Annotated in this window: 14 protein-coding genes; 4 read left to right on the top strand and 10 right to left on the bottom strand. The window is 45.4% G+C overall.

All coding sequences use genetic code 11. From position 1 onward, the window contains the following. Positions 1-22 precede the first annotated feature (22 nt). From SDE_RS06775 to SDE_RS06765, 3 genes are all read right to left on the bottom strand, one after another. Positions 23-1,315 carry a TolC family outer membrane protein gene (locus SDE_RS06775; RefSeq protein ID WP_011467775.1) on the bottom strand — a complete coding sequence of 431 codons (1,293 nt, stop codon included), beginning with the start codon at positions 1,313-1,315 and terminating at the stop codon, positions 23-25. A gap of 280 nt (positions 1,316-1,595) precedes the next feature. After that, positions 1,596-2,981, bottom strand: coding sequence for an HlyD family type I secretion periplasmic adaptor subunit (locus SDE_RS06770; protein WP_011467774.1), 1,386 nt, complete (start codon positions 2,979-2,981; stop codon positions 1,596-1,598). Then, complete coding sequence (locus SDE_RS06765) at positions 2,971-5,106, bottom strand: type I secretion system permease/ATPase (RefSeq protein ID WP_011467773.1); 2,136 nt, start codon at positions 5,104-5,106, stop codon at positions 2,971-2,973. The genes SDE_RS06770 and SDE_RS06765 overlap by 11 nt, the downstream gene beginning before the upstream one ends. A 280-nt stretch (positions 5,107-5,386) precedes the next feature. Between SDE_RS06765 and SDE_RS06760 the strand changes: the two genes are divergently transcribed. Beyond that, positions 5,387-5,722 carry a hypothetical protein gene (locus tag SDE_RS06760; protein ID WP_011467772.1) on the top strand — a complete coding sequence of 112 codons (336 nt, stop codon included), beginning with the start codon at positions 5,387-5,389 and terminating at the stop codon, positions 5,720-5,722. A 73-nt stretch (positions 5,723-5,795) separates the two neighbouring features. On the opposite strand, the gene SDE_RS06755 is transcribed toward SDE_RS06760, so the two are convergent. The 3 genes from SDE_RS06755 to SDE_RS06745 all read right to left on the bottom strand — a co-directional run bounded on the left by SDE_RS06755 (position 5,796) and on the right by SDE_RS06745 (position 7,987). Beyond that, positions 5,796-6,242: a regulatory protein RecX gene (locus SDE_RS06755; RefSeq protein WP_011467771.1), complete on the bottom strand. Its 447-nt coding sequence runs from the start codon at positions 6,240-6,242 to the stop codon at positions 5,796-5,798. 42 nt (positions 6,243-6,284) lie between these two features. Further along, the gene (gene recA, locus SDE_RS06750; protein WP_011467770.1) at positions 6,285-7,331 is read right to left on the bottom strand and encodes a recombinase RecA; all 1,047 of its coding nucleotides are present in this window, start codon (positions 7,329-7,331) and stop codon (positions 6,285-6,287) included. Between the two features lie 167 nt (positions 7,332-7,498). After that, on the bottom strand, positions 7,499-7,987 hold the full coding sequence (locus SDE_RS06745; protein WP_083762957.1) for a CinA family protein: 489 nt from the start codon (positions 7,985-7,987) through the stop codon (positions 7,499-7,501). Between the two features lie 176 nt (positions 7,988-8,163). Between SDE_RS06745 and SDE_RS06740 the strand changes: the two genes are divergently transcribed. After that, a complete protein-coding gene (locus tag SDE_RS06740; protein WP_011467768.1) occupies positions 8,164-8,604 on the top strand; it encodes a DUF4124 domain-containing protein in 441 nt (146 codons plus the stop codon). Between the two features lie 119 nt (positions 8,605-8,723). Here SDE_RS06740 and SDE_RS06735 read toward each other — a convergent pair whose 3' ends face one another. The 4 genes from SDE_RS06735 to SDE_RS06720 are packed head-to-tail and all read right to left on the bottom strand — an operon-like array spanning position 8,724 to position 14,720. After that, the gene (locus SDE_RS06735) at positions 8,724-11,198 is read right to left on the bottom strand and encodes a glycoside hydrolase family 2 protein (RefSeq protein ID WP_011467767.1); all 2,475 of its coding nucleotides are present in this window, start codon (positions 11,196-11,198) and stop codon (positions 8,724-8,726) included. A 25-nt stretch (positions 11,199-11,223) separates the two neighbouring features. Further along, positions 11,224-12,564, bottom strand: coding sequence for an alginate lyase family protein (locus SDE_RS21220; protein WP_011467766.1), 1,341 nt, complete (start codon positions 12,562-12,564; stop codon positions 11,224-11,226). Between the two features lie 36 nt (positions 12,565-12,600). Further along, a complete protein-coding gene (locus tag SDE_RS06725; protein WP_011467765.1) occupies positions 12,601-13,377 on the bottom strand; it encodes a glucose 1-dehydrogenase in 777 nt (258 codons plus the stop codon). Positions 13,378-13,436: 59 nt separating this feature from the next. After that, positions 13,437-14,720, bottom strand: a complete 1,284-nt coding sequence (locus SDE_RS06720; protein ID WP_011467764.1) for a glycoside hydrolase family 88/105 protein — start codon at positions 14,718-14,720, stop codon at positions 13,437-13,439. Positions 14,721-14,969: 249 nt separating this feature from the next. Between SDE_RS06720 and SDE_RS06715 the strand changes: the two genes are divergently transcribed. Both SDE_RS06715 and kduI read left to right on the top strand, forming a co-directional pair. Then, positions 14,970-16,220 (top strand): DUF4861 domain-containing protein, encoded by a 1,251-nt coding sequence (locus SDE_RS06715; protein ID WP_011467763.1) that lies wholly within the window; start codon positions 14,970-14,972, stop codon positions 16,218-16,220. Positions 16,221-16,264: 44 nt separating this feature from the next. Continuing rightward, entirely contained in the window at positions 16,265-17,095 is an 831-nt protein-coding gene (gene kduI, locus SDE_RS06710; RefSeq protein ID WP_011467762.1) for a 5-dehydro-4-deoxy-D-glucuronate isomerase, read from the top strand. Positions 17,096-17,148 lie beyond the last annotated feature (53 nt).

Here is a 17,148-nt window from a genome sequence, read left to right as displayed (position 1 = left end):
TCGCGTTTTTTACGCGGTATAATTAACTGTCTAACGCTATACCAAGAGCTGCCAACATAGAGCCAGATGCATTGTAAATACGATATACCGCATGCAACTGATCATAGTCGGCGTTAATAAGTGCTCGTTTCGAATCGACCACTTCATTCTCGGTGTTGAGTAAATCTAATAATGTGCGACGGCCAATATTAAACTGCTTGGCATAGGCCGTTTTTGTCGCTTTAGCAGCTTCTACGTGCTGTTCTAAAAACACTTTCTGCGCTTTAAGCGCGTCATACGCATTCCACGAAAGCTCCATACTTTCGATTACCTGTCGCCTTGAATTATTGCGAATATCTTTCGCTTCAGAAATCAAAACAGCAGTTTGCTTTTTACGGGCACGATTAGCGCCGCCAGCAAATAAATCGTAACTAAGCCGAAGCGATACAACAAAATCCTCATCTTCGCCTTCTATACCACCTACGTTTTCATCCCAACGCTTGTCGGCTTCCAATTCTAGGCGCGGCCACAGTGCACTACTCGCCCCCTTATATTGAGCCTGCGCAGCGGTAACATCCGCAATCGCCGCTTTTAACGTCGGATGATTCTCAAGCGCCTGCTGCACAGCCTTTTCTCGCGTGCGCAACAAATCTTCAGTAGCAGCTGGCTTACTCATGTTTTCCAAATTTGGAAACAAGCCTATAACACGCTGATAATTACTCTGCGCATCCGCAAAATTGTTTTGAGCAACTATCATATTTGCATTAGCTAACGCCAACCGCGCAGCAATTTGATCAAGATCCGCCTTACTACCAACACCTGTCTCACTGCGCAGCTTCATTTGGTCATAAATATTTTGGTGCTCCCAAAGGGAGTCTCTTGCCAAATCCAACAGTTCTGCATGACGCAACACATTCAAATACACTTCTGCAGCGCGCAAAGCAGTGTTACCAGATACCGCTTGCAGTTCGAATTCAGCTGCTTCAACTCGTGCCCGTTGACGCTTAACTTCTGCCGAGGTTGCAAAACCGTCAAACACTGTTTGACGAGCCTGAATAGCTAGTTCTTTTCTATCTAGCTCAACACTCTCATTACCAGTAGCAGGCGCTTTGCGTTGCTCTTGCCCCACAGCGGCAGACACAGAAACTCTGGGTAAATACCCCGCTTTCGCTTGAGTAACTTCATGCTCACGCGACTTATATTCATTCAATGCAGCCAAAACCTCTGGGTTTGACTCCAATGTGTACGCCACAGCTTCTTCTAGTGTAAGCGCTTGGATATCCCCCGATACCAAGCCAAGCCATAGCAGTCCAACAATCAAACTGCGTTTATTCATTTATTTCACTCAGTCCATATTTAAGATAGATGCAGCAATGTGACGCGCGTCACATATGCGTAAATTTTATACTAACCCTTGCCTATAGCAACACTTTTGCTATAAATCTAAGAAAAACAAGGCATTCCAAGCGTTTTTATACCTTTAAGAGGCAAAAAACGCTTAACTACCACACAAAAGTTACTATACGCGCCAACTTTATCATCTATCTGCGCAAACTATAGCAGAAAAGAGAACCTGTTAGCACTTAAGTACCAAAATAGAGGAAACCAAGCCCACACTATCGTTCACTCATTGCAAGCTGCTTAGTTTTTAAGATGGGCTTTAACAGGTAATCTAAAATTGTCTTTTTACCGGTCAAAATATCAACACTTACCGTCATTCCAGGGATAATTGGTAGCTCTCTACCGTCTGGGCCAATGAATGTTCTGCTGGTTTCGATACGTACGAGATAAAAACTATCGCCATCTTCGTCTTGAATGGTGTCTGGGCTGATATGGACAACCTCTCCATCTAGCCCCCCCATTACGGAAAAATCATAAGCAGAAAACTTCACTTTGGCTTTTTGCCCTGGGTGCAAATAGCCAATATCTGCTGGTCGAACCCTTGCCTCAACCAACATTATTTCTTCGCTGGGTACAATTTCTACGATATCCATGCCAGGCTGGATCACTCCGCCTATCGTTTTGACAAGCAATTGCTTGACCGTACCTGCTACAGGCGATATCACCATTGTACGCTTTACCCTATCGACTAACGCTTCCGACGTTTCTTGTAAGCGAGACAATTCGAGAGTGACTTTATTAAGCTCCTCTTGGGCCTCTCGTCTAAATACAATATCCACACTCGCCAGCTTTTCTTTCGCTTCATCTAGGCTTGACTTAACCCTAGGAATAGCAAGCTGTGCCGCCTCTAGCTCGCCAAGTAAATCGTTCACTTGTCGCTCTAATCGCAATAATTCCACTTCGGAAATAGCCCCTTGACTAACTAGCGGCCGAGTCATTTGCAACTCTTGATTCAGCAAATTGTAACTGCGCTGTAACTGTTCTTTTCTTGCCTCTAGCTCGGCTAACTCCTGTTTGCGCTGAGTAAGTTGCTGATCGTAGATTTCTTTATTACCTGCCAACTCTTGTTGACGCGATTGGTAATACGCTAGCTCTTGATCCACAAGAAATTGCGGCCAGCCTTTTTTTATCTCGGGTTTAAATGCTTCACCGTTAGATTCCGCCCGCAAGCGCATAGATTTAAGCTCCCATTGCGCCAGCGTTACACCCGCCTCACGCAAGCTAGAAGCAAACTGCGTGTCGTCAATGCGCAATAATTTTTCACCTCGCGCGACCCGCTCCCCTTCACGCACATAAAGCTCTGCAAGAATTCCGCCTTCCAAGTTTTGTACAACCTGAACATACTGAGATGGAATAACTTTCCCTTCACCGCGCGCAAACTCATCTAGCTCCGCCCAACTGGCCCAGAGCACAGTAACAACAAAAAACACAACCACCGCCCACAGTACGTAACGCCCGCCCTTTGGACTCTGCTCTAAAACCGCAGCTCTAGCAGATGTAATGTAATCTAAATCGGCTGGCGGCAGAGGAGAGTCCACGCTATTGGCGGCCATATCGGCAATGGATTGAAATACTGAGCCAAGTCTTTTTTTAGCTGACACGGACCTGCCCCTTTTTAAGTGCTTCTAACACGGTATCTTTCGGACCATCGGCAACTATGCGGCCACTATCCATTACTATTACCCTGTCTACCAATCGAAGCAATGACGTTTTATGAGTAACCATTATTACCGTTTTATCGGCCAGCTCTTCTTTAAGGTTTTCCATTAACTTGGCTTCACTCGCATTATCCATTGCAGATGTAGGCTCATCTAAAAGCACCAATGCAGGGCTATTCACCAAGCCTCGCGCAATAGATATCGCCTGCCTCTGACCGCCGGATAAATTGTCTCCACGCTCGCCTATCATTCGAGCCAAACCATGGGGATGAAGATTACTAAATGCAGATACACCAGCCACTTCTGCCACGCGGATGATCTCTTGATCGTCAACGTATACATCGCGATAAGCAATGTTGTCTTTTATTGAGCCATAGAATAAAGAGCTATCTTGAGGGACATAACCAAGATTGGCTCGCAGCTCTGCGGGGTCTATTTGCTTAATATCTATGCCATCAATAAGAATGGCACCACTGGTAGGCTGATATAAACCAGCTATTAAATTATTCATTGTCGATTTACCAGACCCCAATCGACCAATTAACGCTACCTTCTCCCCCTCTTTTAACGAAAAGCTTACATCTTTGAGTGTTGGCTGATCATCGCCAGGGTAAACAAAGTTCACCCCTTTAAACTCCACATTACCCTGCAATTTAATACGTTTTATAAAGTGTCTGTCGTTTGGCCGCTCTTGCTGCCTATTTACAATCTCTTCAAGTGAGGTTAACGCCATTTTCGACTGCTGGAATTGAACCAATAAGCCAGCTACCTGCGCTAAAGGCATAAGAGAACGCGTGGTTAGCAACACACATGCAATTAAACCACCCATGGTTAATTCGCCGGCGCTAATTAAATACACACCAACAATAACCACCAAAACAGAAGCCATTTGCTGCATAAAACCAGCAAAGCCAGTCGCGCTATTAGAAAGCACGCGGGTTTTAACACCCCAATAAGCCAACAACCCAACAGCCTTTTCTAGGTTGCGCAGTATTTTGCCCTCGGCGTTCAACACCTTAACCAACGACAAATTAGTAATAGCTTCCACCATAGTGGCATTTTTTTGGGCGGATGCGACAAAGGTGTTGGCAACCGCTTTATTGAGCATGGCCTGCACGACCAAGGAAAAAATAATAATAAGTGGAATAATTACTATGGGAATCCATACGATTGGGCCGCCCAAATAGCCGATAACCACCAAAAAGAGCACGGTAAAGGGCAAGTCGACAAACGCGGTAACCGACGTTGCAGTAATAAAGTTTCTTACAGAATCAAAATCGCGCAGCTGCCCAGTAAAAGCCCCTACAGAAGGAGGATGCTGATCATACTTCGCGCCAAGCACTCGCTCAAAAATATACGCTGACAGCAGTACATCCGACTTTTTACCCGCCACCTCTATAAAATGCACCCGTAACGTTTTTAAGATGTAATCAAAAATGTAAACAACTGATACACCAAGTGCTAGCACCCACAACGTCTCGATTGCATTATTGGGTACCACCCGATCGTACACATTCATTACAAACAGCGGGTTCGCAAGCGCAAAGAGGTTAATTAGAAATGAAGCCACCAATACATCGCGGTAAATTCGCCAGCTATGGCTTAGCGTCCCCCAAAACCAGTGTGCTTTCTTAGGTGCTATATCGTGAAGAGCGCGGGCTTCGTAATGGGTTTCGGGCTTTATATATATGGCTAAGCCTGTGTATTGCTGGAGTAAGTCGGGAATGGATATTTCTTGTTCAGCATCCTGCTCGGGGCAATATACCTGTGCGACAGAGTTGTTATCTGCAATATCTAACAACACCAATGCTTGGTTGTCTTTAAGAATAAGTATGGCGGGCAATACCAAGTTGGATATTTGATCGATAGTGCGTTCAACCACCGATGCTTTCATATCTATGCGACTTGCAGCGCGAACTAGCAACTCTGGCGTAAGACGGCCTTCATGCAATGGCAACCCAGACACAAGCATGGTGTCTGAACAAGCGACGTGCTCATAGCGAGCAATAGCCATCAACGACAGTAAAAGAGGGTCTTTTGAACCGACAGTGTCTTCTGTTTTATCCAAGCTTTAGCCCCACAGTAAAAAGTGCATTTTGCCTTCACACAGCTTTAAATACAGCCATATATTAACGCGTTAGGCAATTCCGTTTGGCGTAAACGCTTGTTTCAACCAGTGTAACAAAGGCCGCCAAGTATAAATGTAAAACTGTATAAACATTCAATTTTAATGTCGCCAGAGACCACACAAGTCACACTGGTCAAAATTCCACCCAAACGCAACCCTACATACAGTTTAGATACTGCTATTCTTATATCAACCAACCACCAGTATAGATGTATCTGATATGCCCTATATAAAAAGAGATAGCCAAGGCAACATTACCGAGCTTTTAGATGCGCCTCGCACAGGCGATGAGGAGCGTTTGCCCGCTGACAATCACGAAGTAGTCGCTTTTTTAAACAAAGGCGAAGACGACGCTGTACTTAAAGAGCTACAAAACTCTGACAGGGAAATAGCAAGGGTTACGGAGGACTTAATTTATTTACTAGTGAACAAACAGGTTATTTTATTTACAGAGCTGCCAGAGCCAGTGCAGCAGAAGCTGCTAAAAAGAGAAAGGCTGCGCTCTGAGCTCTCTAGTAATGAGGTTTCGTTTTTGGATGATGAGGATACTATTTGAAGGTGTTTTTTGAAAACACTGTATAAGAAAGGTACTAGGTTGGGCTTAGAAAGGAGTAAGCACCCCGTAATTGCTATTCAAATGTACAGCCGGCCACTACCCGCTCTGCTTCTTGGTGTGTAAAGCCTCTATAGCGCAAAAACTGCATTTGTTTCATTCTGCTTTTGTAGTCTTCTGCCGGCACACCAAATTTCTTTTGCCATACGTGTGTGGCAGTTTCTAACCAAGTGTCGATTTGCTCAATACAGTTAGACGCAAGTTCGCTAGAAATGCCCTTTTCTTGTAGATCACGCATTACTCGCTCGCGACCAAAGCCTTTTGACTGGCGAACACGCACATACATTTCAGCAAAGCGCTCATCACTTAGGTAATTTAAGCCAACCAATTCGCCTACAAGTGTATTTAGAAGCTCTTCATCAACGGGGAATTTTTGCTTGAGTTTAGTGCGTAACTCATACTCGCTGTGCTCGCGCCTGGCCAATAGGCCTAGCGCAGCATTTTTAACAGAGGGGTAATCCATACAAATAGAAAAACTAAAGAGGTTAATATAGCGAGAACAGAATTACTCCTGCTCTGCGCTCTCTTCTTCAACTTCAGCGCCTTCTTTAGCTACAGGCTTAATATCGCCCAGTAATTCCGCCTTTATTTTTTGCTCTAAGAACTCGGCAACTTCTTTGTTATCGCGAAGGTATTGCATAGCATTTGCTTTACCCTGGCCAATTTTATCGCCGTTATAGCTATACCAAGCACCAGCTTTATCAATTAAACCAAGCTTAACACCAAAGTCTACAATCTCGCCCAAGCGGTTTATGCCCTGACCATACAAAATTTGAAACTCGGCTTGCTTAAAGGGTGGCGCAACTTTATTTTTAACAACTTTAACGCGCGTATCCGAGCCAACAACCTCATCGCCCTCTTTAACTGAGCCAATGCGACGGATATCTAAACGAACCGAAGAGTAGAACTTCAGCGCGTTACCACCGGTAGTGGTTTCTGGGTTGCCGAACATCACACCAATCTTCATACGAATTTGGTTAATAAAAATTGCTAAACAGTTAGCGTTTTTAATGTTGCCCGTAATTTTTCGCAGTGCTTGCGACATTAATCGCGCTTGCAAACCAACGTGGTGGTCGCCCATATCGCCTTCGATTTCGGCCTTGGGAGTAAGCGCCGCCACGGAGTCGACAACAAGCACATCTACAGCGCCAGAACGAACCAACATATCGGCAACTTCTAAGGCCTGTTCACCGTTATCTGGCTGAGAAATAATTAGGTCGTCTACATTTACACCAAGCTTTTCGGCGTATACAGGGTCTAGTGCATGCTCGGCATCAACGAAAGCACAAGTGCCACCTTGGCGCTGCGCTTCTGCAATAACTTGAAGGGTTAGCGTGGTTTTACCTGAAGATTCAGGGCCGTAAATCTCAACAATACGTCCTTTGGGCAAGCCACCTATACCTAAGGCCACATCTAAACCGAGTGAACCGGTTGAAATAGCAGGCATTTTTTCTCTGCCTTTATCGCCAAGGCGCATAACCGTGCCCTTACCGAACTGGCGATCAATTTGAGAAAGTGCAGCTTCTAACGCTTTTGATTTACTGGCATCCATAACTAACCCCTTTAAAATATAATCTTGGCAGCTGAAAACATCCCGTCTCACCTACCCTTAAACCCCGTTTTGCGCATTGCGCTGCAACCCAATTGGTTGCGACTGAGGAAAGAATACGACAAAAATACTGTACACGCAAACAGTAATAGTTTTTTATACAGTAAAATTTAACTTTGCTCACACAGGTGAATCAATTTTAGCAACGCAAAGTTTACACTTTGCTCGCGCACATCGTGCCTATCGCCCTCAAAGTGCACGGTTGCAGCCTGCAGAGTATCTGCAGCGCCCCAGGCAAAGCACACGGTGCCCACGGGCTTATTCGGGGTGCCGCCATCTGGCCCAGCTACCCCACTTACAGCTACCGCATAATTGGCCGCCGAGTGCTGTATAGCCCCTGCCGCCATTGCCAAGACCACCGGCTCACTCACCGCACCATGGGCCTCGATTAATGCTGAAGGCACACCTAAAAGCTTAGATTTTATACGATTGCTATAGGTTATATAACCCGCCTCAAACCAAGCCGAACTGCCCGGCACCAGAGTAATTGCCTGCCCAATACCCCCGCCAGTACAAGACTCTGCGGTAGTTACGGTGTGTTTTGGCCCACGTAAAAGCTGGCCTAAACGCTCGGCTAGAAGATAAGTAGATTCAGTCATGGGCAAGAACATAGGGCAACTGTGATTAACTTGCAATGGCTTTTTCTTGCTACACTTTTACAACCTTTAAGGTTGCGCCCTTCCGCTTAAACACTTTTAGGCATTAGCTAAAACACTAAACCTAAAGCATGGGTATAATGGCGTAATAAGACTAGTTGAAATGGAGATTTACAGCAGTGAAAAAGCTGATATTTAAGTGTGTTGTGGTTGTGGTGCTGGCCCTTGGGGCCTCGAACTACATGATGTATATAATGACAGGGAAGCTGCCTTTCTCTACAGAAAGCCTACCTAGCTTTTCTAGCCCCAGCTTACCGACTTTTGCCGAGGGGAAAACCACCGCATATAAATGGACTGACGCAAACGGGGTAGTCCACTACTCCTCCGAGCCGCCACCCAACCCTGCAGAATCTGCCGTAAAAATGGAAGTAGACCCGAATGTAAACCTCATACAAGGCATTAAAGAGGAGCCCACCATTGCAGGGGAAACCGATACTCCACAAGGGCCGGACTTTAGCGGCAACATATATAGCCCAGAAAAAGTAAAAAAATTAGTCGATGACGCCAAAGCTGTACAGCAACAAATGAATGAACGAACCAAAAGCCTTGAGGGCATTTAACCTATAAAGATTCTACAGTACAAATAAAAAGCCCCAACTAACTATTTAGCTGGGGCTTTTTTATCTCTGATTTTACTCGCCTAATATGGGTGCTCAAATTAAACCCCATTGCAAAGCAGTTACTGCTTCGCATCAACGTTTAAATACACCCCTTTTACATTTTGATTTCTGAATTCAATGACGCTGGGTTTATCACCAGGAATAAATTCAATTGCAGCGTAACCACTGGCCATTTCGATAATACTGCTGCCATTAGGGGTACCTTGATTCTCTATCAATTGCCCCTGTTCGCCAACATTAAAGAAATACGCGCGCTCAGAATAATTCAGTACACGATTACCAGCACTATCTAAAGCCTCGGCTTCAATAAGAATATTGCCAGAGTCCAGCGGTTTAGCACTTAGTTTTATCGAATCCAGCTTACCGTGCTCACCAATTAAATAGGTAACATCTAGCTTATCGTGCACTTTTACATCGTCAATAATACCTTCAACGCGCAAATGGTTTACGCCAGCTTTAAATGGCACCTTCCACACTAAACCGCCCGCGGGAAAACGCTGAGGATCGCGCTGTTTTACACCTAAACTGTTGCCATTCAAGAAAAGCTCTGCGGTGTGAGTATTACAGTAAACCGTAACATCTCTCCCCTCTTTCGGCCCTTGGCGATGAGTCCATGTTTTAGACTCGATATAACAGAAAGGTTTATCGGACCAGTAGCTTGCAAACACATAGTAAGCATCTTTGGGGTGACCATTCCTATCCAATAACCCCTTTTGATTCACGTAGGGTATGGGGTTTTCAGGACGCAAAGGCGTACCAAAGTCTTTCATAGCCCATTGAGCATTGCCTGCAAAACCTTCGACCGATTCAGACACATGCAAATGCCAATCAAATAAATCGACCATGTAATTTTCATTCCAATCGCTATCTTTCGCGACGCTTTTTACCACAGCTTGATTCATCGCCTCTTCTACAGAAACCTGCGCACCAATAATACCTTCTTTACCGGTTGGTGTTTCTGTGTGGCGTCCCGCATGACTAGAGCCTCCGTATTCCATATGTAAAAAGGCAGGATAATCCTTCATCGCTGCGCGAATGGCTTCTTCATATTGTCCGTAGGCACCACCATACCAACCAGCCCAAATAGAAGGCGAAAATGCATCAACCACTTTTGCGGCAGGGTAAAACTTACGCAAGGTTGTTAAGCGCGAAGAATCCGCAGCCTTAGCAATTGCGTTAAGTTTTTTTACATATTCAAGTACTGCGTCATCGTTGCCACCGCCTGGGAAGTCTTCTTCCCAATACATCTCGTTACCCAGCGACCAAAACGCAATACTCGCGTGATTACGGTTTTGCGCAATTTGACGTTTAAGGTACGACTCTGTGTTTTTCTCCCACTCTTCGCCACCTTTACCACCCCGGCACCAAGGCAGTTCATCCCACAACACCAAACCTAATTCATCTGCAGCTCGGTAAACTTCAGGGTCTTGCGGATAATGGGCAAGACGCACAAAATTTGCTCCCATATCTTTAATTTGTTGCATATCGGCGCGGTGCATTTCATTTGTAATGGCTGCGCCCACACCGGCAGACTCTTCATGCCTATGGGTACCACGAATAAGCATACGCTTACCGTTTACAAAGAAGCCCTGCCCTGCTCGCATTTCAAACCAACGGTAACCAAATTTTTCATTTACCTCGTGAATAATTTTGTTATCACTATCGCGCAACGCCACCTGCATGGTGTACAAATTTGGGGTATCGACAGACCACAACTGTGGGTTGGCAATATCTTTAAATACAATTTCCACCTCGTTGTTAGCCGCCACCTGGATATTACTCGCAGACAAAACTACGCTGCCGTTAGGTGATTTCAACTCGGCACTTAGCGTAAGCCCTTGCGTCGACGCGGCACCTACATTTAACAAAGCGCGTACGCGGGTTTGCGCGGTGGATTCTGAAACTGTAGGTGTGTCGATTTGAAGGCGATCTATATAGGTTTCGGGCAACGCTTTTAACCATACATCACGCGTTATTCCGCCATGTATAAAAAAATCTGCCTTCTGTGAGGGTATTAAGTGCGGGTTGTAAGCGTTGCTCACCCTTACTAATAAAGTATTTTTCGCATTTTTCTTTAACCAAGGTGTTAGCTCTATATCGAACCCTAAATAGCCTCCAATGTGCTCACCTGCTAATTGGCCATTTATATACACCTGCGTTTCCATATTTGCGCCTTCAAAATACAGCACATAACGCGAGGCTTGGCCTGCCGCAAACTCCTTTTTGTACCAACTAGCATTGCGTCGGTAGCCTGGTTCGGCGTCGACGGTATCGGTAGCGTTCCACGTGTGAGGTATATTTACATGCTGCCATTTTTTGCTTTGCGAAATTTCCGCGATATCTTGCGCATTATTTTGCAAGTAATGCCAATCGTCGTTAAACAGCGTTACTGTTGGCTCGGCCGCCTTTACAGGCGAAGCACCTTTAACCGGCGCGTCATTATTAGCAGGTTCACACCCCGCCAATGCAGCCACAATTAAACAAGCCCCTGCGCACCACGCAAGAGGCTTACGAACAATAAAAATAGATTTCATTTTGTATCCAAGAGCTAATTAATTATTAGTATCTACACGGTTTGTAGTTTGTAGTCGTCGCCAGCTCAGCTTTAAAAAAGTTAGGGGAAAGAAATAGCAAGCCACAATCCACCCAATAGCCATGCTCTGGGTCGTAATGGGCGCGTAAGCTTTCAATACTTACGCCATATTTGTGAGCATAATCGGGTAACACTGGAATAAAATCGTACTTTCGCAAAGTTGATTCTTGCGTGCCATTCATTGTGCTAGCAGTGCGGGAATGAGTAATTAAGTAATCGAAAGCTTGCTTAAGGCGATTATCTTTTGCCGATGGATACTGCCAAAGATCTACTCCCACTTCAGACGCCAATTTCGCCAAGCCAACAAATGCCTGCAAATTAAATACACTGTAATGAAATGGACGCGTACGCTCTAACTCTAAAGGTTGCTTACCATCTTTGGTTATCTGCGCTTTTAATCGTTTTTGAGCTCGCTTTATAGCGTTTTTAGCAATTTTTTCGTTATTCACGAAAAGTGCAATAGCCGCTACTTGGTAATCGTAAAATGTGCCGTGGTTATTCTTCGTTTTGCGTTCATCAATACCCAAAGGACTTTCTACTAGCCACTCTAAATATTCGCTAAACCACGCATCTAGCCCCGCTAATTCACCTGCAGTTAGTGCTTGCGAAGGTTTTATCAACAAAATGCTATCTAGCACTCTGTAAAAACCACGAGCATCAATAATACCTATTCCACGGCCGTCCACTTTGCCAGGTATTGCTTGCGCATACTTTAAATGAGGATTCATTTTTGTTTCCTCATTTAAAAACCACACCTTTAAAAGCTCGGCAGTTTTATCCGCATACGCTTTTCTACCCGTAAAAAAGTAAGCCAAGCTGAGTGACTGGGTGGAATCCATCAGATCGTTTAGGGCTGTTTTATTCGACGTTTTCGCGTAAGCATGCGGATTCTTTTTACCATCCATCTTCACCCAAGGGTAGCCATCTTCGGTATCGGGGTTAGGCCACCAATAGGGAGCGAAGCTGAAATAATCATTTTTATTTCCGCTTGCTGGTAAGTTGGGTTTGGTTATTACGGTAAAAGGCTCAACATCTAACAATGAATCGGCCTCCTTTTGTAAAAGGTTTACCGCATTTACCACACCCGCATCGCCAGCACGAAAGCTCTCGCGCATTTTGAGTAAGTTATCGTAAGGTAGCCGTATAGTTGCTTCAGCTACAACGCTTTGGTTACTGGTATGTTTATTTACACTATTGCCTGTATTGCTTTGTGCTGCATTTGCAGCAAGAGAACAGGTAACCATGTAATTTAAAACAATTACCGCGCACACAGTTACGAAGACTTTTAAACCACCTAACGCTTTCATAAACAGCCCTTTAATCTGTATAAGGTTTGCGGCGCGTTAACGCGCCATCCAACCACCATCTACCAACATTATGTGGCCATTCACATAATTAGATGCATTACTTGCTAAAAACACCGCAGCACCCGTTAAGTCATCAGGCTCGCCCCAACGCCCCGCAGGAATACGCGCGCTAATGCTTTCAAAACGCGCTGCGTCTTTGCGAATATTTTCGGTGTTATCGGTATTAAAGTACCCTGGCGCAATAGCATTGATTTGAACGTTACTAGCCGCCCACTCATTCGCTAACGCTTTGGTTAACTGCGCCACACCACCTTTGCTTGCGGCATAAGCTGGCACAGTTAAACCGCCAGAGAAACTTAATAGCGAGGCGATATTAATTATTTTACCGCTACGTTGCTCAAGCATGACCTTGCCAACGGCGCGACAAAATCGAAAAACACCATTAAGATTGGTTTCTATAACGTTTTCCCAGTCGTCATCAGAAAAATCTACAGCTGGTGCTCTGCGTATAGTGCCGGCATTATTTATTAGCACATCAATTCGGCCAAACTTTTCAACCGTATCAGTAACTACTTGGGTAATGGCTGCAGGTTTGGTCTGATCACAAGCTAACGCCAATGTCGGTACGTCGTACTCTGCAAGCAGCGCCATGGTCGATTCTAAATTTTCTAACTTCGAACCTACTGCCACCACGCTAGCGCCGGCTTTCGCCAACGCTAACGCCATTGCTTGACCTAACCCACGCGTTGCGCCTGTCACAATGGCAACTTTACCGTTTAGGCCGAACATTTCTTTAAAAAACACTTCACTCATTGTTACTTCTCACGTAATTGTTTTGCTTTAATCGTATTTTAATCACGAGCCAACAGCATTTATTTTTGGTTTTCTAGCAACACTGTAATTTCTGCTGCTGCCAACAATAACGCGCCGGTGCCATATAATTCGGTATCTTTCGCTGTAGCGCTACCTGGGGCGAATGCCACTTGCTGAACCCAGCCTAGGCGTCCATTTTCATCCACGCTGTTCACCAGCGATTCCCACGCTTTTTTAACTGTAGGCGTATACACTTTTGGATCTAGCAAACCGTTGTTTATGCCCCACGCCAAGCCAAACGCCAACAAGCCAGTACCACTTGATTCAGGAACAGGCTCCATAGATGTGTCTAGCAGTGAAGAAGGCCAGCTTCCATCTGGGTTTTGTGCAGCTTGAATATGCTTGCTCATGTCTTTAAACAACTGCACGTATTTAGCGCGGTTCTCAAAATCTTCAGGTAAATAAGGAATTAAACGCGCAATACCGGCTAACACCCAACCGTTACCACGGCCCCAATAGATAAGCTTGCCATTGCTGTCTTTTCTGGTGAAATAACGGCTATCGCGTAGGTATAAGCTTTCTTCGGTGCTGTAGAGGTAATCCGTAGTGGCCCAAAATTCTTTATCCATAAATTCTAGGTAGCTTTTATTACCGGTAATTTGCGATAACTGTGCCCAAACAGGAGGAGACATAAATATTGCATCGGCCCAACACCAGCGCTCTGTGCACCATGGGTCTTCGAATTTGCGGTGGGCAGTAAGCATTACTTCTTTTTCGTGCCCTTCGAATTCAAGGGTGCGGTCACTCGGGTTAGCGAGAACCCAATCGAAGGTTTGCTTCAAGTTTTCGATCATATATGGCTTGTTGTAGCGCTCATATAAATCCATATAAACCGACCCCATAGCATGGTCATCGGCATGGTAAAAACGCGGGCCTACACGCCATTCATTAATAGCAGACAGGTTGCGCACGGCTTGAATATATTGCTGATCGTTACGGGTTTCTCCCCAACGCAGCAAACCAATGTTTTGCGTGGCATAAATCCAGCCCTGCGGAATAGCACTCGCGCGCTCTTCTGGGCGCATTTTATTGGAGCGAATATCGAACTGCGCCAACTGCCAATCGGCTACCTGGTTGGCCACAACAGCTACGCTTTGGGGGTCAAACGCTAAACTGTATTTAATAGGTGTAGTGCCAGGGGCACGGTATTCGACGTTTTCCGGCCATACATCGGTGGAATAAGGTTTGTTGGCTTCACTAGATACAGCATGGTCGTTGCTCGCCACACAGCCAGCACCGGCTAAGCCCGCGACTAAAGTCATTGCTATCGATACAGCTTTCATTTGCACCCTCTTTACTTTCACTTGTTCGTTTTTTTGGTCATTTGCTTCTCGCCGAATACGACAAAAGCAGGCTTTACTCAACCAGTGCAGCTAATACAAGCAGCGCTATCATGGTGACACCTTACAAGAAGCACCTAAACTTTTAAAGTGGTAATGTGGCATTACCAATTTCAATATAGTATATTTACTGCAACTCAAAGTCCACGACATTCCATTAAATACAAACAACATCCCTAGGGGCATAACAGAATGCGTATAAAACTAATACCCAACTTCGTTACAGCAGCCTTGCTATCACTAAGCGCGTATAGCTGCGCAGTAACCCCTGCCACCCTAGAGCAGACATTTACACTCGACGCCCACAACCCCTTAGCGGTTTCACGCAAGGGTGAGCAAACACTTATCCCGCTTGCTTTACTTAATCTAGACGACGACACCAATAACTCAACATACGTAGCCCAAATAAACGGCTCGTTCGTGCCTAGCCAACTAGTAGATACCGATGCAGATGGCCAACAGGACTCGCTACTGCTTATTACTGACTATGCACCGAACGCGAAAGTACGTATTCATGTAAGTACGCTGAGAGGCGGCAAACTTAACCCTCAGTACACTCCGCTCACACAGGCGGAAATGGGTGTGAGAGTTGGCGGTAAAAAAGTGGGCGAAACTTGGCAAGGTGGCGAATACCAACAGGTTAATGAACTAACAAACCCCGCCAGTCACACCATTGGCGATAAGCTATATAAATACGAAGGCTTTGGCTGGGAATCAGACTTAATGGCTTACCGCTTTTATTTCGATGAGCGCGGCCTAATTGATATTTTTGGCAAGCGCACGCCCGACTTAGTGCTTCACGAAGTAGGGTTAGACGGCGGCGACTACCATGCAATGAACGACTGGGGCATGGATGTATTAAAGGTTGGTCCTTCGCTTGGCTTAGCTGGCGTAGCCGCGTGGCAGAATGAAGCGATCCAACCAATCCAAAATGTAGACTCGCTATCGGTAAAACTACAAAGCGGACCATTGCACTCCCATGCAACTGTTGAGCAAACAGGCTGGAAACTAGGCGAGCAAGCCATTGATTTACGTCGCCGATATAGCATTAACGCCCACTCCCACCTCACCTATGTGCAAGCATTCACTAAACAAGAGATCCCACAACTAGCGGTTGGCATAGTTAAACACAACGTAGAGAAGCTAAGTTATTTAGATGAGCAAAGCGAATGGCTATACCTAGCAACGTTTGGCGAGCAGAGCCTAGCCGACGACCAACTTGGAATGGCTATTTTTTTTCGAGCGAGTGATTTACACAAAGTTACCGAAGATGAGTTAAATGAACTAGCGGTGTTAAACGCCAGTAAAAACCTAGATTTTTACTTTGCTGCACGCTGGGCAGGCGAGGCAAGCCCCATTACCACTAAACAACAATTTTTGAACTATTTAGAAACTACCCGCCAAGCACTTAACAACCCAATTAAAGTGACTCGCGCAAAATAGTTCGCCCCACATTCACACTAAAAACGAAGTAACAGGTACCTAATATGAAAATGCTTTATACCGCAGATCAAACACGCTACCAGCGCATGACCAATGAGGAGTTAAAGCAAGCATTTGTTATAAACGACTTATTCCAAGCTGGTGAGTTGGCACTAACCTACACAGATGTAGATAGAGCCGTTGTCGGCAGCGCCGTACCCACATCCAACCCATTAACTCTTCCCACCCACAAAGAACTCGCCGCAGAGTATTTTTGTGAGCGACGCGAAGTGGGCATTATTAATATTGGCGGCAATGGATTGGTTACCGTCGATGGCACCAGTTACAAAATGGAAAATAAAGATAGCCTTTATGTTGCGCGAGGCAGCCGCGACGTAACATTTGAAAGTAAGGATTCGAAACAACCAGCAAAATTCTACTTTGTTAGCTACCCTGCGCATCGTGTTACCGAAACTGTGCACATCCCCAAAACGAAAGCGAATGCAATTTCATTAGGTACCCAAGCAGAGTGCAACACGCGCACCATCTACCAGTCAATTTGCCCTGGTGTTGTAGATAGCTGCCAGTTGGTAATGGGCATTACGGAATTAGCGGAAGGTAACATTTGGAACACCAAGCCACCGCATACCCACAAACGCCGTACCGAAGTGTATATGTACTTCGATATTAGCGAAGACAATCGTGTTTTCCATTTTATGGGTAAACCAGAAGAAACCCGCAGCGTGGTACTAAAAGCAGGTCAAGCTATTGCTTCCCCTAGTTGGTCCATACACAGCGGTGCCGGCAGCTCGAACTACAGTTTTATATGGGCCATGGGCGGAGAAAACCAGCAGTTCGACGACATGGATCATTTAACCTTCGCAGATATAGGCTAACCACTTTTTGGCGCACATCTGTGCGCCACTTCCACCTTCCTCCCCCGCTCAAC

The sequence above is a fragment of the Saccharophagus degradans 2-40 genome (assembly GCF_000013665.1).
Lineage (GTDB): Bacteria > Pseudomonadota > Gammaproteobacteria > Pseudomonadales > Cellvibrionaceae > Saccharophagus > Saccharophagus degradans.
The sequence above is the reverse complement of the archived record's forward strand: the minus strand, read 5'-3'. Positions and strand labels throughout refer to the sequence as shown.